Consider the following 20595-nt stretch of genomic DNA (forward strand, 5'->3'; position numbering starts at 1 on the left):
ATCAATTAATAGACAGACAAATAAGAAGTGAGAGGTTTGATCGCTTACTTCTTGTTTTCCCGCTCTTCTTTCAAAAACTAAAAGCATCTTTTACTTCCTATAGTGGTTTAACCCCGTGGAAGTTAAAGAACAAATTGCAATCAATAAGCGGTACAAAGCTCAGCGGCCAAAATGATTTTTGGTGTTCAGGAAGGTAATACCTTAAGAAAGCGATTAAGTTATTACATGGATTGACATGCTCTCTCGCCATAATGTAATCGTAATGCCACCCCTTCTGTAAGGCGTGTTTTCTTGTCGTCATATAACGGCCGATTTTCCAAGCGATCCCAGGATCGGTAGGAATCAAAATAGACAGAGTGCCTCCAGGTTTTAACACTCGCAACCACTCTTTAATCACCAAGTGAGGCTCGTATAAGTGCTCCAATATATGAGTTGCGATCACGCGATCAAAACTATTGCTTTCAAAATCTAACTCACAAGCATTAGTTACGTTAAAAGTGAGTTTGTCATAAGAATTGATACGACTGAGTTGCTCTTTTGCCACCTCAAGAGCCGCAGCATCGCCATCACTCACGATATACTCGTCAAAGGTGTGTTTGACGTGCAGCAAGTGTTCACCTGTACCGGAGCCCACTTCTAACACTCTCGAAAAGTGTTCACTTTCACCAAATGGCTTTTCACATGCTATGTGGCCAGCTCTCATCACATAACCCGTTGTATTGCCGTTATAAACTCGCTCATCATATTCGTCACTAAAACGGGACAAATAATCGATCCACTCTTTGTCTTCATCCTTGCTTGTTCTCATGCTTGATTCCTATTCAGATAGCGTTTTATCACTCGTTCGTAATATAGAAAGGATCCTCATCTCTCGCCTACCTCGTGATACGTTGTCGAGTATCAACCCACAGAAAAAAGACATCACCGCTATCAATGCAATTGAACTAGACAAAATAGCAGTAGGCACCCTTTCGACGAGCCCAGTATCGATGAAGTCGATGATAACGGGGATTCCTAAAACCAATGAAATGAAGCAAAGCAACATAGACAATACGCCAAAGAAGAACATTGGCTTTACATCTCTCAATAAGAACAAAATGAAATTGAGAATTTTGAGCCCATCACTAAAGGTATTCAATTTGCTGGCTGTGCCTTCAGGCCTTGATTGATATTGCGTCGAAACTTCTTTGATTGGCATATTATGATGTAGCGCATGAACGGTAAGCTCTGTTTCTATTTGGAAGCCATCACTGAAAATGGGTACGGTTTTGACAAATCGATGGCTCATAATTCGATAACCAGAAAACACATCACTCAATTGAGCATTGAATGCTAAATTAATCAGCGATGAAAACAGCTTATTTCCTAGGATATGCCCTTTGGGATAAGCCATTGAAGCTCGCTCTCGACTTCCAATAATCATATCGAGTTTTTCATTATCCAATTGTTCGATCAGCGCAGGGCATATTGACGCATCGTAAGTGTCATCACCATCAGCCATCACATAGATATCAGCATCAATATCAGAGAACATTCTCCTGACAACCTCCCCTTTACCTTGGCGAGGCTCATGTCGAACAATAGCCCCAGCTTGCAAGGCCTCGTTTACCGTGTTGTCGGTTGAGTTGTTGTCATACACATAAATAGACGCATCAGGTAAAGCCTGCTTAAAAGACATAACTGTCTTTCCGATAGCACCCGCTTCATTAAAACATGGGAGTAATACTGCAACTTTTATACTATTCATAAACTCTCCCTAACCCTAAAGATTCGGTAGCCATCAGGAACATCGTCATATATGGTCTCCAACCAGCTGGGAACATTTGAGCTGTATAATTTGTTTATAAGAGCCTCTTCACTTGCTGATTTTTTCAAAACCATTAAGTGGGCGTCATTTCCTATAACAATATAATCAATGTTCTTAGCTTGGATTTCGTCCTTGGCTAAACTCATATCCCTCTCTAACATAACCTCTATAAGAAATTGATTACCAACAATATTTCTGTGATAAGGGGCTGCAATTATGCGGTTATTAGTGTGTGCCAACACAGGTGCTCCCGTCTCAATCCCAGTAAGAATAACCTTTGATTCGATGCCCTTTTCTTCCAATACTCTAAATAGAGTTTTCTTGTCATTTTCAACCGCATTTCTTTCGAAGTCATCATTACCAACCGCTATCACTAGAAATGCCATTACTAATGGAGCTCCTAATAATATAATCAACACTTTAAATATTGAATATTTTACAAACTCAGACAACCTTATAACTACATAAGCCTGAAAAGGGCTTGATAAAATAAAACATAATCTTATCACCCTAACCTGCCAGAATATGGCAAGGAATAAATTCAATACGAAAATAATATACAAGATTGTACAATGATGATTATTAACTCTAAAAAAAGGATACAATAAAGCAGGGATGACCAGTAACAAATAATTATCAATAGATAATAATCCATTCTCACTTATATACTGAAAAATTGATTTAGCTTCAGAAACATGGTCAAGCCAATAAGTCTGAAGTATAGGTGGATAATCGACAAACAAAGCACTGGTAATATTTGGATATAACAAAGCTACTGGAGTCACATATCCAACACCCAATATAACAAACACAAACGAACGCAACCCAAAAGGCCAACTATCAAATTTAAACCAATTGTAATTATTAACAAAAGCCCAACCAACAAAAAACAAAACCACAATAACAAATGACACTTCATCGTACTTAAAATCAAAGAACTCATTATAAGGTCTGTTTAATAAAACGGAGATAACAACTGAAACACCGCAGAACAGATATAGCCTTGATACATAAACAAACCAACTCTTGCTAACAAAAAAACAATACACAGTGTAGACGATAAAAAAACTCGCAAACAAAAGGATATTGTCTAACCCAGTCCATAACGACAATGCCAATAGAATAGATTGAGCATACACTCGCCATAATTGATTAATTTGACTTACAGTTATAGGTGTTAGAGATAGGAACAAGATAGCCAAAATAAGCTGAATATTATGGTGATCTATGGAGCCAGGAATAAAATGCATAACCGATGGGGAAAACAGGGCAAACATCATGCTCAAAAACCGATAGCGCTCTCCGAAGTAATGGTTACATAAATAGAAGCATGACAGTGAATAGAACAGTAAATAAAGCAAAGGTACAATAGAAATAGACAGTGAATAAGCGGTACTTTCATCCACAACAAACAATAAAGGGTACGCAATAGCAGAAAGTATCAGATCGGGGAATCGGGACCAATGGATAACAATACCATCAGCTGCATTGAAGTTATCCATTGGTTTTAGATACCAGCGCCCATTATTCATCCACTCTTGGAATTGAACAAAGCGCATGTAATCGTCATTATCATTTAAAACCAGTGTTGAGATACTCTCCCATTTATAGAAAAATATCGCAGTCGCACACAGCAGCCAAACAACAGAAATAATGATGATATCTTTATTAAAACTTTCACTCTTAGGCAAGATGAATATCCTTTTCATTAACCCAAAGATAATAATTTAAGTCGTTACTGCTCCATCTCTCTTACCTCAGATAACGCTCTATTTAAGTTGTCATTCGCCACTTTATAATAAGATGCTTTTTTATCGATAGCTTGTTGTAGATAGGGAATGGCTTCGTCAGGCTTACCCTGCAAAATTAAAAAATAACCGACATTATTCAAAGCTTCAGGAGCTTCCATGTGTCTCATAAAAACGTTGGTTGCCTTTTTGATATCGCCGGCAGCCAAGTAAATAAGCGCAAGGTTGTTTTGAGCCTTTTCATTATTAGGTTCTATCTCTAAAGCCGAACGAGTGTATTGATACGCTTCCTTGTAATTGCCATACATGTAGTGGGAGTACCCCATATTCAACAAAGCTTTAACTGAACTTTTGTCTATTGTCAGTGATTTTTTAAAGTACTCTTGCGCTATCTGGTGTTTTCCATCGACATCTTCCAGCACACCTATCCCCATGAAAGCTAATTCGGGAGACATGCTATCAACCTTCAAACCAGCCACTTCACTTTGACTTAAGGCTTGGTAATTTTTAATTGTTTCACTACTTTTTAAACGAACTTGATCTGCATTAATCGCTTTAAAGAAATAACTCCGCCCTTCCTCTTTGCGACGCTGCTTTGTATACAAAACACCTAATTGCTCTAGGACTTCGGTATGTGCAGGGTTAAAATCTAATGCTGCTAAATAAGCTTTCTCGGATAGTGCATAGTTACCACGAGATGAATGAATTTGGCCTATCGTAAAAAGCGTTTTATCGTGAAACTCTTTCTCAGGAAAGGATAGAGAGCGAATATATTCATAAAGGGCCAAATCGATATTGTTATCCCTCAATGCTACATCACCACGCATAATGGCTTCTTTCTCACTCAGTGGAGGGTCATCACTGCTTAAGGTATCGATTGGTTTACCTGAATACAACTCTGCATCAAATTGGTTTGTCGGCTCATCCGAGGATGCACAACCAAGAATAACGAACACTAATAAAGCTAGAAAATATCTACTCACTCGTATCATAAACTTACTCCTGGTGCACCAAGTGCATCAATAACAATAATGATCCCAGGCCCTAACGCGACAATAAAAAAGCAAGGCCAAATAAACAACAACATAGGGAACAACATTTTAGTCGGTATCTTGGCCGCGATTTCTTCAGCAGCTTGCTGACGCTTATCTCGAAAATCTACCGTATAATCACGAAGAGTCTGCGCTAAGCTTCCCCCCATTCTAGACGCATGAGAAAGCAAAGAAACCAACCCCTCTAATTCGACTAGCCCCGTCCGGTCAATGAACTGCCTTAGCGCATCTGGCATGGTGACACCTGCTTGTATCTTGGCAAAAACAGTCTCCAATTCATCGGCTAACTCTGGCTGAGAAACATAAAGCTCTGAAGCAACTCGTCCAAGTGCTGCATTAAAGCCTAGACCAGATTCCGTACAAACTACAAGAAGATCAAGAGCATCTGGTACACCATTTCTAATTTTCTTCTGTCGCTCTTTTTGCAACTTGCTCAAGATAATATTGGGAGTGAAAGTCCCAAGAAAGACGCAGGTCATGATCAATAAATTATTGTAGCTACCACCGAATGAGATGTAATAAACCATAAAGCCCGCGATGATACCGACCAAACTCGATAACACTTTCAATGCATAAAAAACCGATAACGCATTTTTTTCATGAAAGCCTGCATGCATCAACTTTTGTGAGTAGGTTTCATTATCCTTTTTATTACCTTTACTAATAAAAGGACTCAGCGACTCCAACGTATTAGAGAAGTCATAAGGCTTTCTATTATTGGGTGAACCCGTTTCTGATATCTGTTTGAGCTTTTTATCTAAAGGGGATCGGGTTCCCAAAATAAACAACCCTAGAGTCAATGTTAACAAAATGGTGGTAAGCAAAATCATTACGTAGATAACCATCTGAGAGCTGACTCCAAAGTCCGCTAACATTTGCTTCCAAACTTCAATGTTTAATAATTCCATAGGTTAAATCTCTATGCTGATGATTCGCTTAATCCATAGGGCTCCAATCGCTAAAAGTACGATACCAACACTGACCATTGAAACGCCGCGAGGGTCATTATAAAGCGGCTCAATATAATCTGGATTCGCCACTTTCAAAGCAAAAAACAAACCAAATGGGGATAAGGTTAATATCCATGCTGATAGCCGACTTTCAGCAGAAAGCGTTTTTATTTTCCTTTCTAGCTTAAAGCGAGATCTGAGAACTTCGGATACTTTTTGAAGATTTTCGGAGAGGTTACCCCCTGTTTCTTTCTGCAACATTACCGCACTAGAAAAAGCTAACATTGATACGGTGGGGACACGCTCAGCCATTTGTAAGATAGCCAAACGTAAATCGTAACCATAGTTAAGTAGGTTATAGGTATTTTTAAACTCGGCACCGATAGGGTCTGGGAGTTCTTCACCAACCTCATTGAATGATTGAATTAGCGGCTGCCCAGCTTGTAATGCCCGTCGGATAATATCCAACGCTTCAGGGAGCTGCTCTTCAAATCGAGCCATTCGATAACTCACTCGATTTTGCACATACAGGTAAGCAACAACCCAGACAGCAATGAATGCCGTTAGGCTAATGAACCACTCTTGTTGAGTCATTATTGATATCAGAGTGAGCGACACACCGCATAGAGCAACAATGAGTAAAAAGCGACTTAGCGAAACTCTAATACCGGCTAACTCCAACATCCGTTTTAAGCCAGCAAAATAAGGGATAACGATGAGCTTGCGATCTAATGGGGATAAGTCTTTATTATAATGCTCTTTGAGTAGCGATAAGCTCTCTTCATCGATATTACGTTGGGTCTCTTTCAAACGTCGAGAAAGCTCTTTATGCTTAGCTTTTTTCCCCGCAGCAGGCAGTAACAAAGCTTGGGAGATAAAAAGCACCGCGATGAATAATAGGCCGAGTGAAACACTTACATTATCCATAATCTCTCCTTAATCATGAGTCTCAGTGAAGAGCTCGAAAGGCAGATCGAGTCCACGTTTAACTAACTGGTCATGATATTGAGGTACGATCCCCGTCGCAGTGAAATAGCCGATAATATTGCCATCTTCATCAATACCTTTACGTTGAAAACGGAAAATTTCCGACATGGTAATCACCTCCCCCTCCATGCCGTTGATCTCTTGAATACTCACCATACGGCGCTTACCATCTTCTTGTCGTTCCATTTGGACAACAAGGTGGATCGCCGAAGCAATTTGGGCTCTTAAGTTTTTGGTTGAAATGTTCCAACCAGCCATAGAGAACATGTTTTCAACACGGCTTAAGGCATCTCGGGGGGTATTGGCGTGAATAGTCGCAAGAGACCCATCATGACCAGTATTCATTGCCGCCAACATATCAACGGCTTCGCTACCACGCACCTCACCAACCACAATTCGGTCTGGTCGCATACGTAAGGTGTTTTTTACCAACTCTCTCTGACTAATCTCCCCTTTCCCTTCTAAGTTAGCAGGGCGGGTTTCTAGGCGAATAACATGGGGTTGTTGAAGTTGTAACTCTGCAGAGTCTTCTATAGTAATGATTCGTTGGTCTCGAGGGATGAAACCAGAAAAGATATTCAGTGTGGTTGTTTTCCCTGACCCCGTCCCTCCTGAAATCAAGATATTAAGTTCTCCTTTCACGGCAGCTTCGACAAACTTAGCCATTTGAGGCGAGACGGAGTCGTAGCTAATCAAGTTATCCATCGTCAAACGATCAACGGCAAAACGACGGATTGAAACGGAAGGACCATCAAGAGCCAAAGGAGGGATAATGGCGTTAACACGTGACCCATCAACTAAGCGCGCATCTACCATAGGTGATGCTTCATCTATCCGACGCCCTACCTGACTGACTATGCGGTCGATAATGTTTCTCAGATGACGGTCATCCAGAAAAGTGTATGGCGTTTTTTCGAGTTTACCCCTTCGCTCAACGTAAACACTTTTAGGGCCGTTGACTAATATATCGGAGACCGTTTGATCGGCTAATAGAGGCTCAAGCGGCCCAAGGCCAAAAACCTCATCTTCTATCTGCTTGATAACCCGCTTACGCCCTTCGGCACTGAGTGCATGGCTCCCATCGTCAGCCATCAATTGTACGATGGCTTCATGTAGGTCTAGCTTAGCTCGCTCTTTTTCCAAGCTTGAAAGCAACCCTAAGTCTAACGTTTCAAGGAGCTGCTTATGGAAAAAGTGTTTAATTGATAGCTCTTGTTCGAGAACTTTCCGAGCCTCATCAATCGCCTTTTCTTTTTCTACATGAGCTTCTGCACTGCGAGAGTGGCTAGACACCTCAACGCTTGATAAACGTTCAACAGGATTGGCATCTTCTGAATCATGCGAAATCTGTTCTACTCTTTTTTCAAACTCTGGATTTACATTTTTTCGTTTAAAGAACATCACAATCCCTCGCGTTTACTTTTTATCAACCCATTATGAAAACAGCTTTTTCAGCCACCCTTTCTCTTCCTGCTCTGGTGGTGAAAGAATGTGTGACAAATCGATAATAGAGCGAGTAATAGAACTTTTCTTTCTCGACTGAACTAGCGGTTGCCCCAAGTTGGCACTCTCTAATGCAACTTTGAAATCATTAGGCATAAGGTGTATGTCATGCTTACCTACCGCCTGTTCAATATCTTTTAATTTAATTGAGTGTCGCTTTTCATAACGGTTCAGAATGACCTCAATAGAATCACTTTGTAAGCCGTACTCAAATTTCAGAGACTTAATGAGTCGACTGGTGTTTTTGACTGACACTAGGCTCTGTTGCAAAACAAGAAGCACCTTTGTTGCTGGTGATATTGCGGATGCAAACACATGGTCTAATCCTCTAGAGAGGTCAATGATCACATAAGGGTAAAAACGGCGTAATATAGGAAGCAATCGGCCTATTTTCTGTGCCTGTTCAAAGTCATCAGCATTGTTCTCATGCTTAAAGCTTAGAACATGTAAGCCAGATTCGTGCTTATTTACCAAAGTTCCCAACGATATTTCATCTAAGTCATTCGAACTATTGATCGCATCCGAAACACTATAAGTAGGAACAATATTTAAATAATCAGGAATCACACCAAATTGAAGGTCGATATCAAGTAGCAAAACCTCACCGGGATGCTGACTGGCCATCTCAATAGCGGTATTCAACGCCAAGGTGGTCGCCCCCATTCCCCCCTTGGTGTTTAAAAACAGAATAAACTCACCGTAGCTTGAGTTCTCAAGCTTTTCGGCCGCCGTTTTCTTGAGCAGTGGGAGCAAATCAGAAAGCGTCACGTTGTGAGATAAGAAATCAGAAACCCCTAGACGCAGCGCGATTTTTAATGAGCCATTGTCACTTTCATCACCGAGTACAACTAAAGATAAATCTTGTTCTTCTAGCGATAGATCATAACCCTGTAGCTCAACCATTTTTTGAGCCCAGTTGCCATGTGCTTCAACAAAAATAAGTTCTGGAACATCGGCACTTTTTAAGTACTCTTCACTCATTGCCCCGAGAGAAAATGATGTCACATGCACATTTCGACATTTCTTCAGCTCTTGGCTCATGTGTGAGAGAAAACCCTCAGTACTGTAGATCAACCAGACTTTTAGGTTTGTTCTCAAACGCGTAATATCGTTCTCATTAGGCGTGATTTTGATCGCTTCCCCCATACCGCTACTCCTGTATAAAATAACTTATGGACACCGATTCCGAGTTTCGGAGTCCGCCCTTACCACACCTAAACTTTCTGCAGGTAAGATGGTTTCAAATGAGGGAGCAGCCAAGTAACCACTCGTACCTAAAAAACTCAAATTATCAATTAATTGAATTCCGTACCCTGTCGCTCGTGCCCTTACAAATTTAATGCTACTAAAGACAGGATCCGTATCATAACCAGATGTAATTTCATTCCCACTCACATCTAAATATGCAACTTCCAAATTCGCCGCGGTAAAACCAACAAGAGGGAGATCAGCAACAACCATTCCCGCGATATTGTCCCTATCAGCAACGTAGCAAACCGTGGCTAACCTTGCTGCCTTTCTGGTCGCTTCACTGACCATTTGAAGCGAAAATATGTAAGCACCCAGCGCTAAAATAAGGAAGACCAAGAGAAAGACTAGCCAAGACACTATGGTAAATTCGATAATAGCGATGCCTTTAATACGCCCTTTGTACCGTTTCATCACAACACCCTCATTATCGAAGAGACACTAATCGGAATAGAAAAGCTCGCCGAAGAAAACGGGATCGACACAAAGTGAGGAATATAATTGTAGGTCACACTCACACGTACATAGCTATCTGTATTCGGTGGGCTAATTGTCACGTCAGAAACAACTAAATTCGACAATATCGCCGTTCCAGCTGTGTTTTGACCATAAACCACCACATTCTGTATTTCTGACGACGGAGCCAGCGTTCCACCTTTGGTTCCATAGACTTCACTAACCGCATAGCGGGCGCCATTTTGAACGGATTTAGATATCACATTGTAGTGAATCATCATATTGCCCAGTTCAAGCACTAATATAAGGAAAAACAGCAATACAGGAGTCGCGATTACCATCTCGATAGCAGCAAAGCCACGATTAGATTTAATTAAAGGTTTCATCATCAAGACTCCCCACTATCAGGATCCTTATACAAAACTATCTTATAAGTTCCTTCCGTTGTTGATTCTGTACTGCCTGAACCACCAACCACACTACAGGAGTGAATGAACTCACCAAAGACGGCTGGTGTACCTGAGTTATTAGTTGGTGCTTTTTGCAACAAGAAAAAACAACCAATTTTATTCACAGTAAAGTCAGTGGCACCGCCACTTTTACCTGAGCAATCCACCATAGGTATCGGTAAAATACGACGCCAAGCAACACCATTAGCGGCACACCCTGAACCGTTATTTGCTATACATGCGTTGGTATCAGCTTCATATTGCGCATAGTTGTAAGTACCATCAAAATCGATATCTCCAGTACTAGCGTCAATCGTAATCTCATCGCTAGGCTCTGTAGTTACATAGTCAGAAGGGTAATCTGATGCTGATAAGCCACCACCGTAATCACCAAAACGAGTATTCAAACCATCGCCTGTTGGGCCAACCGTGCCGCCAGGTTTGGTCGTGATATCTTCACCAATTTTAACAGGTTGGTCATAACTACCACCTAACCCCTCTTTTATAGCCTTACCACCAGACCCAAAGTCTAATAGATGATAATTACCGTTACCCATTTCAGATAAGCTACTGTCACCCACCTTCAATGCATGGACAGTCCCGACTTCATAACCAAACACGCTCGTTATTGCATCGCCAGTAACGTCATGATATCCATCTTCAGGATCGACGTCGTTGTCCGAAGTTCCGTCACCAATGCAAACCCCAATAGGCACAACGTTATTGACAACCTCTTGCCCGGAACTTGGCCCAGCGACGGCACTTGCTGAAACCTCTTTTACCAGTCCAAACATTTGAATAAAGAACTCGTCCATATCCAACGAATCTACTCTAACGCGTACATATACATCATCGTCATCACCGAAGGTGGCTGTTCCAGTAAAATCCTGAGGATCGTTAGAGTAATCAATGTTTATGGAAGCGGTGGTAAAATCAATCTCATGATTCCCTGTTGACGCTGCCATTGCATTTAACGCAGTGCCTATTTCAGCATCCACCGCATCTTTGTCTTTACTATTGTCCAGTATGGTTGCCGCAGCTAACGCCGCTGAATCTACAGCATTTTGTAAGCGTGTTTTATTAACCAGCATATGGTTAACATCTACAGCCAACGCTGACACAGCTAAGAAAACAAGCAGAGCAGCGGTAACTAATACGACAACTAAGCCTTGCTGTTTTCTGGGACTTTTTGATACTCGATACAACATATGAGTACCTCCAGATTTAGTTAAATTCTTCTAAGATCTGGCTACTACTTCCAGACAGTTCGTTTTCACCTCTGCCTACATATCTATCGTAACCAGTCTGCATCCGCTCCCCTGTACCATCCGGTACCACGAGTAAATTCTCTTGGGTCGCATTAGGGTTATACGTTTGTTCTGTTTTTACGAGTGCTACCGAATGCCCTAAACGAGCATCATTAGCACAGCCAACTAACACCATTACGAGAAAGACCATCATTATTCTAATCATATCTATCTCCTTATAAATCATGTCCAAATGAGCCTTCGCTACCACCATCTGTTGGTGATATTCCCTGTGAAGCTTGAGATTGCTCTGAATCCGATTCAGACGGTTCAGCGATATAAGCGCTTCGACCTAATAAGTAATATTCCAAATCATTCGGGTCAACAAAGGCGTCTGTTGGTAACGTTACTTTACTTCGGTCAATAGGACTCGCAAGTCGCGGGGTGACAAGAATGACAAGTTCTGTTTCACCAGATACATACTCTTGACTATTAAAGAGTTGCCCTAAGATGGGGACATCACCAATACCCGGCATTTTGTTACTCACATCCCTAACATTCTCGCTGAGCAATCCAGCAATACCAATAGTTTGTCCGTCGGCTAGCTCAAGCGTCGATGATGCGCTTCGACGAGTAATTGGTGGGATAAAGTAGGTCGCATTGGTTGTTCCTGGGTCAATCGTTAGCGAGCTGCTATTGGCAATTTCACTCACATCAACAGCCAAGTTTAGATTGATCTTTTTATCACTCAGAACCGTTGGGATAAATTTTAATCCAACTCCATACTCTTTATATTCAATCGTAATGCCATCTTCATCTGGCACAGGGATAGGGAATTCACCACCCGCTAAAAACTCAGCCTTTGAGCCACTTAATGCCGTTAAGTTAGGCTCAGCTAATACTTTCGCCACACCATTCTGTTTGGCTACATCCAGGGCGAATGTAAACAGGGTATTACTATCAATAAACGAGCCTAAAATGCCGTAATCAGTAGAGGTTGGAATATCAAAGATTGGCGTAGCCCCTAGAACACCAGCAGGAACTGACGACGCCCCCCAAGAAATATTCGATCCGCTCGTTTGGAAGAAGTGAAAGTTTGCATCAAATTTTCTCACCAAGCTTCTTTGAACCTCGGCAACCGTCACTTCCAACATAACTTGTTGAGCACCACCAATAGACATCAAGTTGATAACACCTGTCGCTGCAGCTTGCTCGCTACCACTTTCCTTCGATTCATCAGCCGTTTCACCCGAAGAGTAGGTTTCTGCTATTCGCATCGCTACATTCATTTGTTGCTGATTACTCACCTGCCCACTCAGCAGCAAGCGATTCTGGGCACTGTGCACCTCTATAGTTTCATCAGGAAGAAACTCATATAACTTCGCTTTTAAGCTATTAAGATCATGAGTGACTTCGATGTTGATCGATTCAATCAGCTGGCCACGGGAGTCCCACGCCATTAGGTTAGTAGCACCTAATTTTTTTCCGATTAAAAACAGCTCGCTCGATTTCAACATCACAATATCAAGTACATCAGGATCACCAAGCGACACTTTGCTCGCTTTCCCTGACAACACCACATGTGTTGATTTGTGATGAGGAACCGTTACCGTTTTACCCGTTTGTAGAGCAGCAAAGCTCAGTGTAGAGAAACAAACAAAGCTCAAAATACACGTTATTATTATTTTCATAACTCACCTCAATCCTTGACGCGAACACTAGATGCTTGAGTACCTTTAATGATCGTCACACTCGGCTTAGGTACGTATCGACGAACAACCTTTTTCTCAACTTCATGAGGGTTTCTCAGTGTCAGTTGAATACTGCCTTTACTCTTCGCTGTTAAAAGTTTTTCAGCATCTTTAGGTGAAACCTCTAATGTCACAGCTCGTACGATAATAGGACTGTTTTCATTCGTTTTTGCCGTTTGGTCTACTGCCAATACCTTGATATCTTTCAACACGGTACGAGTTGCTGCTGAGTTTTTGCTGTAAGAAACGGTGCTAAGTATGTCAACTTTATTACCTGGTAATAGAAAACCAGCCACACCAATAACGTCATCCACTCGTATTGTTACCGCACGTTTATTCTCAGGTATTAATGCAGCAAGCGTTGAGCCTTCTCCTGGAATAGTAAAACGCATTTTATGAAGCACTTCTCCAGCATAAATAGTATTGGCCACCACTTTGCCAACCAATTCAGAAGCATCGGAAAAATTATTTTCATTAATCCAATCAACTTCCATCAACTTTGTCGCTAAGAACTGCTCCTCAATAATGGTTCCAGCTTCAATTTCTTGTGATGCCACCACGACTGGATGACGCTCCACAGCTTCAACTTCAACGGTTGGTTGAACTTGATCTTCCATCCACTGCTTAGCAAAAAATACAGCCGCTAAGCCAAATACTACGGACAGTAAAAACAGTAGGAAAACTTGACTCTTATTCATTATTTTCTTCCTCGTGTCCATCAGAGGTAAAATAGACTTCCCATGCCATGGAAAGAATATCGAAGGTAATAACAGGCGGGAGTTGTTCAAACGAAAGAATATCTTTGCTTATACCAACGAGATCTTTCGGTAAACATGGGAAAAGTGGCACCTTAAGAAGCGTGTGCATTTGAGACAAACGCTCAAAGAATCCATCTTGAAGCTCTACTTCTTTATCAGCAACGACGCTCATCCATAAAGCTTCATAGTCTCGTTGGTTAAGTGGTTTGAATTCAATCTTGTAACCTAAACGACGCAAAAAGGCAGGGTCGCTTATTTTCTTGGGATTTAGATTGGTAGAGAAGGCCAGCGTTAATACAAATGGCATCGTTATCTGCTGACCATTAGGCAGCGACAAATAATCGAATGAGTACTCCATCGGTACTATCCAACGGTTAAGAAGCGCATCCACAGGCATGGGCTGACGACCAAGGTCATCAATGATAAAAATCCCATTGTTTGCCATCATTTGAACTGGTGCTAACCAGACTCGACTATTTTCTGAGTGATTGACTTCAAGCATATCCATCGTCAGTTCTCCCCCAACCTGGATATTGGGTCTTTCACAATTAAGCCAACGCTTGTCGTACTGATCTTTGAGGGAAATACTTTGATCGCTGCCGTTACTATCCAACGGTTTATGATGTTGCGCCGAAAACACCTTGATAATGTTACCCAGAGCATAGACAGCATAAGGGATAAATACAGAGGTATGTAAAGCATTCACAATACGGCTCGCGACAAATGTTTTACCCGTTCCTGCATGTCCATACAACAACAAAGCACGTCCCGAATTGATTGCTGGCCCAAGTACTGAAATCATTTTTTCGACACCATATACATCATTCAGTGCCGCCTCGACATGCGGCCGAGTTACTAACTCAGCTCTCAAGTCTTGTTGTTTTACCACCTCACTATATTGGGTAAGCGAAACCGGTGCGGGGCCTAAATAGGCATCACGCTTGAAAGCAAGATCCGCTTCTTCAAGCCCTTTTTCTGATAGTGAATAACGAACATGACTATGTGACACAGATGAGAGGGAAATATCAGAAGTAGGCTGAAATACCTCGATTAATGACTTCTTTCTTAAAACGGCTAAAGCACTTTCCACGATATGAGTCACAACACATAAATAATTAGAAAGCTCTAAAACATCCGATTTTGGGTAAGCCGACAAATGCTTAAGTACAAGGTTTTCAATAACGACTTCAGGAACACCCAACATATCAAGAGATGTAGGGACGATTGGGGCTGAAATTTGTGGCTTCAAGGTTGTTGGAGCAGTACGCCCTATAATATCCATATATTATGTCTCCCCACAAAGCTAACCAACAACAGATTTAAGTAAAGTAGCTATACATCGCTAACCCTATAACAACAGAAGGAGCAAAAGGCATCGTTACTTTATTTGAATACCGAGTATGTAAATTAGCTGTTTTATCAATGACTGGTGCAGCTCCACCAAGCACAATTATCTTATTTTCAAAATAGCTTTTAATACTAAAACAGCTCGAGTTGGACAGGTTGTATAGCAGGTAGAAAACCCCAACAACTCCAGAAGAAACCAAGATAAAGTACGATGCATCGAGTAATTGTCCCCACCCCAAATACATTCCTACAACACCTAATAACTTCACATCCCCTGCAGACATTGCTCTTAAAAAATAGAATAGCAATCCAAAACAAAAGAATACGACCGACCCAAATAAAGACATTAAGAAACTATCAAAGGTGTAATTGCTGTTGAACATTGATAAAAAATAGAAAAACAAAAAAAGAATCAATATTTTGTTTGGTATACGATGTTTCTCAACATCGTATACCGATACAGCAATTAGCAATGCCCAAAAAACAGAAGGCTCATTAATCATAATTTCAATTCATACGCTCGATATAATACTTTGAAATTTACTCACTAATGTCGTAGCCATTCCAGAGAAAATTAGCCCGACAAAAATTATGAGCGAGGCAGCACCAATGACATACTCAATAGTCGTTAACCCCTTTTGCTGTCTCACTCTCCGAGCAACCATGGCAGTAATCATTAAATACTGTTAATGATGTTATTAAGCTTAGCGGATAGGGCGGCCCCAAAACCAGTAAATATAGTGGTCAAGCCTAATACCAGTAACGCTGCACCAATTACATACTCGATAACAGTCAACCCTTCTTCATCTTTCATGAATTCTTTACAATTATTCAAAAACTTATCCATGAGAACCTCTCCTTGATTTACGTATCAGGCTTTGTTTGCCTGTAAAGTAAATCTAGAGGTGAGAGATATATTTGGTTAGGATTTTTTTGCCATTTACTTGCACTTTTTTGTGGTACTTCTAATCTAAATATAAAGCTTCATTAATTAGCCACTTTTAGACTAAAAGAGAATATGAAATGCATTGGGTATCTGTATGAAAATAGTAACCCCGTTATTATCGGATAAAGAGAGTGATTTCAACTCCGTTATTATCAATAAAATAAGTCACTATTTCTCTATTGCCAACTTCAAGCAAGACATATCTATAATCAGTAACTTAGACGTCAGACTGGTATTTTTCATTTTGAATACCCCTGATAAAATCCAACTACTTACCATGGCTTTATCTATTTGCGAAAATTTGAACAAAAGAATTGTTATTATTTGCTCTGACCCGTTACCTAATATCGTTCGAAATCATAAGAATATATTTTTCATCATAGAAACAAACAGTAATCATCTGACCAGTCAATTCGAAGAGCTTAAGGCTAAGACACAGCATATGTTCGAGTCCCATTTCGATATCGACAGAGACACAAACAATAACAACCAGCTTCCTGTAAAAGCCTTCACATCCGAAGTCGTTAACTTTGTGATGGACAACATCAACAAAGAAATCAGAGAAACAGAGATCGCCGAGAAATGTCACTGTTCAACCACCTATTTTTCTAAAAAGTTTCATCTACACTTTGGAGTAAGCTTTAGAGACTTCGTGTGCGATAAACGCATTCTACTTGCCAAAAAGTTAATCGAAGCAGATACCGAATCAAAAATTGCTGTCATTGCGTATCAATGTGGATACAAGGATGTGTCATATTTCTCGAGAATTTTTAAGAAACGGACTGGAGTAACGCCTGCAAGTTACAGGCGAGCCTGCACAGATAACGGAAAACAAAGAACATAAACGCTAATTTTACTCCCTAAAAGAAAAAATCATGGTACATTTAACATGATTTTAACAAAAATAACTTAGCGAAAAACATGGAGTTAGACAATGATTCAGCCTAACGAGTTTAGCCAAGAACAAGCAACAGCTCTCCCTACACCCAATGACATGATTTTAAAATGGGCAGAAGAACGCCCAGATGAAGTCTACTTAAAGCAAATTATTAACCGCCAATTTGTTGAGTTTACTTATAAAGAAGTGGCCGACAAAGCACTAAAACTGGCGTCAGCATTAGAAGGACTCGGAGCCCAACCCGGTGATCGAGTCGCTCTCGTATCGAAAAACTGTGCAGAGTGGTTTATCTGCGATCTTGCCATGATGTTAGGAGATTTTGTCAGCGTCCCAATCTTTCCAACAGCGGGTGCCGATACCATACAGTACTGTATTGAACACAGTGAAAGTAAAATTGTGATTGCGGGTAAACTCGACGATCCTAAGGCCACTCAAAAAGTACTGGATGATAATCCAAACTTGGTGAGTATCTCACTTCCCTACGATAGCGCAGCGAAGTGCCAACATACTTTCGAACAACTCATCGATACCCATGAACCCTCAACCAAGCGTCCTCAGCATCACGATGATAAAGTAATGTCGCTTGTTTATACTTCGGGTACATCAGGGCTACCAAAAGGCGCGATGCTCACATACGGCGCCTTTACGTGGTCAGTTCAACGGTTGATCGATCATATTGGTATCCAACCCGGCGATCGCTTGTTCTCTTATCTACCGCTTGCCCATATTACAGAACGCGTTTACATCTTTGGCTCATCGGTAATGGGCGGTATAGTCACTGCTTTCCCGGAGTCTTTAGATACCTTTATTGATGATGTGAAAATGCATCGCCCTACTCTATTTATTTCAGTTCCTCGCTTATGGACTCTGTTCCAGCAACGAATCCAAGATAAGCTTCCGCAGAAGAAACTGAATTTCTTACTTAAGATTCCGTTTATCAACAACATCATTAAGAAGAAACTGGCTGATGGCCTAGGGTTAGATCAAGCCCGCGTTTTGGGATGTGGTTCTGCACCTGTATCACCGGCTCTACTCGCATGGTATGAGAGTGTTGGCCTACACATTACCGAGGCTTGGGGAATGACTGAGTCTTTCGCCTACAGCACGATTAATCACCCGTTTAGAGCCGACAAAATTGGTACTGTGGGTAATGCTGGTCCGGGCATCGAACTCAAAATTGCAGAAGATGAAGAAATTTTGGTTCGAAGCAAAGGTATGTTCTCTGGTTATTACAAAAATGACATAGCCACCCAAGAGTCTTTTAACTCTGAGGGATGGCTTCATACTGGCGATATTGGTGATATCGACAGCGAGGGCTACCTAACGATCCGGGGACGTAAAAAAGACACCTTTAAAACTGCGAAAGGTAAGTTTGTGGCTCCAGTGCCAATCGAAAACAAACTGTTTGAATACAGCCGCGTAGAAATGATGTGTTTGATCGGCTTAGGCTTACCTGGTCCTATCCTACTCGTGGTACCGCATGACTTCCCTAATTTTGATCGGGCTCGTTATGAAAGAACAAGTAAACGTGTCATTGAAAAAATGAACGAACAGTTAGCCTCGCATGAGAAGATCAAAGGGGTACTGATGATTAAGGAACCGTGGAGCATCGACAACGGTGTACTTACCCCTACTCTCAAGATAAAGCGACATATCCTTGAGCAGAAATACCATGAAATCGGTCATAACTGGCCGAAAGATAAATTGGTGGTTTGGGAAGAGTAATCAAAACTGAGAGGGAGCCATTACGGCTCCTTTTTCATAAGCTCAAGTTACAAGTATTTAGTGTAATCAGCCGCATCATTACGTTCATAGTCCAAACCGATATCCTTTCTCATCCGATCGCTCAAAGATTCCGAGCTAATAACTTGTCTTGATTTAGCCGCCTTACTATTCTTTTTTTTATCATTAACTTGAAAAATATAAGTAACTAATCTGCCAATCCAACAGGTCATTGCTTTCATTTTATCTCTCTTGTTTTTCCTATTAATTTGTCGTTATTATGGAAATAAGCAGTTCGATAAGCGAACAACCATTATTAACAAGGACTATAAGCTGAGGTTATGGATAATAGACTGCGTCACCTTTCAGGCCTCCGTTACTTTGAAGTTGCGGCACGCTTGCATAGCTACAGTAAGGCAGCTGAGGAACTGTTTGTTAGCCAAGCAGCCGTCAGCCAAAAGATTCGCCAACTAGAAGAACAGGTTGGATGTAAGCTTTTCATTCGTAAGGGGCGTGTTATGGCCTTAACACATGAAGGGCGCACACTTTTCAAACATGTTTCTGATGGGTTTCAAGAGGTATTGCTAGGTTTAAACAAGATCCAGTCTGAACCCATTCAAGGTCTGCTTGTTGTTAGAAGCCCTCCTTCATTTGCTTCACGTTGGTTACTACCACGGCTTTGGAAGTTCTCGGTACAACACCCAGAGATCCCGATCAAAGTGCTAACAGGCTGCGATACCCCAAATTTAAAACACGGTGAGATTGATGTGGCTATTCGACAAGGTGAAGACCTATGTGTGGAAGATGGTTTAACTCTTGAGGTGCTATTCAACGAACCTATCTATCCTTTTTGCTCACCAGAATTAGCAAACTCTCTTAAACTCACCTCGCCAGAACAGCTACTTAAATGTTGGTTAGTTCAATTCGAGGGGGGGTGCTTCCCTTGGGAAAGTTGGTTTAAACAAGCGAATATTCCGCTGCAAGACAGTTCTATTCAATGGATGGAAGTAGGTACTTTTGATATGGGATTAACGACAGTTATGGCTGGTCATGGAGTTTGCCTTGCAACAGACAGTTTAGCTGGTGACTTCATTGAGCGCGGCTTGTTAGTAAAACCATTTGATATAGGCATGACGCCTGGCGTTCAAGTAAATCTATGTTTTGACCCTAACTCGCCTAGAGAAGTGCGTATAACGGCATTTACCAATTGGTTACATGAAGAAGTAAATGAGATATTGGAGAACTAGCTCTTGTCTTTCAACTCCTGAAATAGGCAGTTCTTCAATAACTAAACACAAACTACCAGCTTAAATGGTCTGATAATTCATAAAGCGAAACTGGTATACTTAGCTCAAATAAATGGCGAGAACATCTCATGACACAAGACAATAATCCACTGCACGGTATCACTCTACAGAAGCTACTGACTGAATTGGTTGAACATTACGGTTGGGAAGAGTTGAGTTACATGGTGAACATCAACTGCTTTAAAAAAGACCCGAGCATTAAATCGAGCTTAAAATTTTTGCGTAAAACAGATTGGGCACGCACCAAAGTAGAGCAGATTTACATCGACTTAAAGCGTTAGTCTCTCCCTGCTTTATCAGTCCCGTGTTGAATAAATACGGGACAACCCCTGTGTCTACTTTTTAGGGGCTACATCAGCACCTCGCACCTCGCACCTCGCACCTCGCACCTCGCACCTCGCACCTCGCACCTCGCACCT

At 41.2% G+C, this 20595-nt stretch carries 22 protein-coding genes; 4 read left to right on the plus strand and 18 right to left on the minus strand.

Going from position 1 to position 20595, the window contains the following annotated elements; genetic code table 11:
- Positions 1–97: 97 nt before the first annotated feature.
- From ACED42_RS06530 to ACED42_RS06610, 17 genes are all read right to left on the minus strand, one after another.
- A complete protein-coding gene (locus ACED42_RS06530) occupies positions 98–808 on the minus strand; it encodes a class I SAM-dependent methyltransferase (RefSeq protein WP_135444184.1) in 711 nt (236 codons plus the stop codon).
- A 9-nt stretch (positions 809–817) separates the two neighbouring features.
- The gene (locus tag ACED42_RS06535) at positions 818–1747 is read right to left on the minus strand and encodes a glycosyltransferase family 2 protein (RefSeq protein WP_017096776.1); all 930 of its coding nucleotides are present in this window, start codon (positions 1745–1747) and stop codon (positions 818–820) included.
- Positions 1744–3516 carry a hypothetical protein gene (locus ACED42_RS06540; RefSeq protein ID WP_371701904.1) on the minus strand — a complete coding sequence of 591 codons (1773 nt, stop codon included), beginning with the start codon at positions 3514–3516 and terminating at the stop codon, positions 1744–1746. The genes ACED42_RS06535 and ACED42_RS06540 overlap by 4 nt, the downstream gene beginning before the upstream one ends.
- Positions 3517–3542: 26 nt before the next feature.
- Positions 3543–4547, minus strand: a complete 1005-nt coding sequence (locus tag ACED42_RS06545) for a lipopolysaccharide assembly protein LapB (RefSeq protein WP_102249115.1) — start codon at positions 4545–4547, stop codon at positions 3543–3545.
- Positions 4544–5515, minus strand: a complete 972-nt coding sequence (locus tag ACED42_RS06550; RefSeq protein ID WP_012604666.1) for a type II secretion system F family protein — start codon at positions 5513–5515, stop codon at positions 4544–4546. The genes ACED42_RS06545 and ACED42_RS06550 overlap by 4 nt, the downstream gene beginning before the upstream one ends.
- Positions 5516–5518: 3 nt before the next feature.
- Complete coding sequence (locus ACED42_RS06555) at positions 5519–6484, minus strand: type II secretion system F family protein (protein ID WP_012604667.1); 966 nt, start codon at positions 6482–6484, stop codon at positions 5519–5521.
- Between the two features lie 9 nt (positions 6485–6493).
- Positions 6494–7945: a CpaF family protein gene (locus tag ACED42_RS06560; protein WP_371701906.1), complete on the minus strand. Its 1452-nt coding sequence runs from the start codon at positions 7943–7945 to the stop codon at positions 6494–6496.
- A 33-nt stretch (positions 7946–7978) separates the two neighbouring features.
- On the minus strand, positions 7979–9193 hold the full coding sequence (locus ACED42_RS06565; protein WP_371701909.1) for an AAA family ATPase: 1215 nt from the start codon (positions 9191–9193) through the stop codon (positions 7979–7981).
- A gap of 24 nt (positions 9194–9217) precedes the next feature.
- Positions 9218–9709, minus strand: coding sequence for a TadE/TadG family type IV pilus assembly protein (locus ACED42_RS06570; protein ID WP_029223094.1), 492 nt, complete (start codon positions 9707–9709; stop codon positions 9218–9220).
- On the minus strand, positions 9709–10137 hold the full coding sequence (locus tag ACED42_RS06575; RefSeq protein ID WP_029223093.1) for a TadE/TadG family type IV pilus assembly protein: 429 nt from the start codon (positions 10135–10137) through the stop codon (positions 9709–9711). Before ACED42_RS06575 ends, ACED42_RS06570 begins: the two co-directional genes overlap by 1 nt.
- A gap of 2 nt (positions 10138–10139) precedes the next feature.
- Entirely contained in the window at positions 10140–11408 is a 1269-nt protein-coding gene (locus tag ACED42_RS06580; RefSeq protein ID WP_371701911.1) for a pilus assembly protein TadG-related protein, read from the minus strand.
- 16 nt (positions 11409–11424) lie between these two features.
- Positions 11425–11694, minus strand: a complete 270-nt coding sequence (locus ACED42_RS06585; protein ID WP_029223092.1) for a hypothetical protein — start codon at positions 11692–11694, stop codon at positions 11425–11427.
- Entirely contained in the window at positions 11684–13138 is a 1455-nt protein-coding gene (locus ACED42_RS06590) for a type II and III secretion system protein family protein (RefSeq protein WP_012604674.1), read from the minus strand. Before ACED42_RS06590 ends, ACED42_RS06585 begins: the two co-directional genes overlap by 11 nt.
- An 8-nt stretch (positions 13139–13146) precedes the next feature.
- Positions 13147–13896: a Flp pilus assembly protein CpaB gene (gene cpaB, locus ACED42_RS06595; RefSeq protein WP_041472893.1), complete on the minus strand. Its 750-nt coding sequence runs from the start codon at positions 13894–13896 to the stop codon at positions 13147–13149.
- Positions 13889–15238: an AAA family ATPase gene (locus ACED42_RS06600; RefSeq protein ID WP_102249120.1), complete on the minus strand. Its 1350-nt coding sequence runs from the start codon at positions 15236–15238 to the stop codon at positions 13889–13891. Before ACED42_RS06600 ends, cpaB begins: the two co-directional genes overlap by 8 nt.
- 37 nt (positions 15239–15275) lie before the next feature.
- Positions 15276–15806, minus strand: coding sequence for a prepilin peptidase (locus ACED42_RS06605; protein WP_017096676.1), 531 nt, complete (start codon positions 15804–15806; stop codon positions 15276–15278).
- Positions 15807–15979: 173 nt separating this feature from the next.
- The gene (locus ACED42_RS06610) at positions 15980–16150 is read right to left on the minus strand and encodes a Flp family type IVb pilin (protein ID WP_012604678.1); all 171 of its coding nucleotides are present in this window, start codon (positions 16148–16150) and stop codon (positions 15980–15982) included.
- A 193-nt stretch (positions 16151–16343) separates the two neighbouring features.
- Between ACED42_RS06610 and ACED42_RS06615 the strand changes: the two genes are divergently transcribed.
- Together ACED42_RS06615 and ACED42_RS06620 are read left to right on the plus strand one after the other, a co-directional pair.
- Positions 16344–17093, plus strand: a complete 750-nt coding sequence (locus ACED42_RS06615) for an AraC family transcriptional regulator (RefSeq protein ID WP_017096674.1) — start codon at positions 16344–16346, stop codon at positions 17091–17093.
- Between the two features lie 90 nt (positions 17094–17183).
- Positions 17184–18872: an AMP-binding protein gene (locus ACED42_RS06620; RefSeq protein ID WP_135382490.1), complete on the plus strand. Its 1689-nt coding sequence runs from the start codon at positions 17184–17186 to the stop codon at positions 18870–18872.
- A gap of 47 nt (positions 18873–18919) precedes the next feature.
- Here the strand turns inward: ACED42_RS06620 and ACED42_RS06625 are convergent, their stop codons facing one another.
- Positions 18920–19111, minus strand: coding sequence for a hypothetical protein (locus tag ACED42_RS06625; protein ID WP_017096672.1), 192 nt, complete (start codon positions 19109–19111; stop codon positions 18920–18922).
- Positions 19112–19210: 99 nt separating this feature from the next.
- On the opposite strand from ACED42_RS06625, the gene ACED42_RS06630 reads away from it, so the two are divergent.
- Both ACED42_RS06630 and ACED42_RS06635 read left to right on the plus strand, forming a co-directional pair.
- Entirely contained in the window at positions 19211–20116 is a 906-nt protein-coding gene (locus tag ACED42_RS06630; RefSeq protein ID WP_371701913.1) for a LysR substrate-binding domain-containing protein, read from the plus strand.
- A gap of 128 nt (positions 20117–20244) precedes the next feature.
- On the plus strand, positions 20245–20457 hold the full coding sequence (locus ACED42_RS06635) for a VF530 family DNA-binding protein (protein ID WP_012604684.1): 213 nt from the start codon (positions 20245–20247) through the stop codon (positions 20455–20457).
- Positions 20458–20595: the final 138 nt, after the last annotated feature.

Source organism: Vibrio sp. FF145, assembly GCF_041439075.1.
GTDB classification, from domain to species: domain Bacteria; phylum Pseudomonadota; class Gammaproteobacteria; order Enterobacterales; family Vibrionaceae; genus Vibrio; species Vibrio tasmaniensis_A.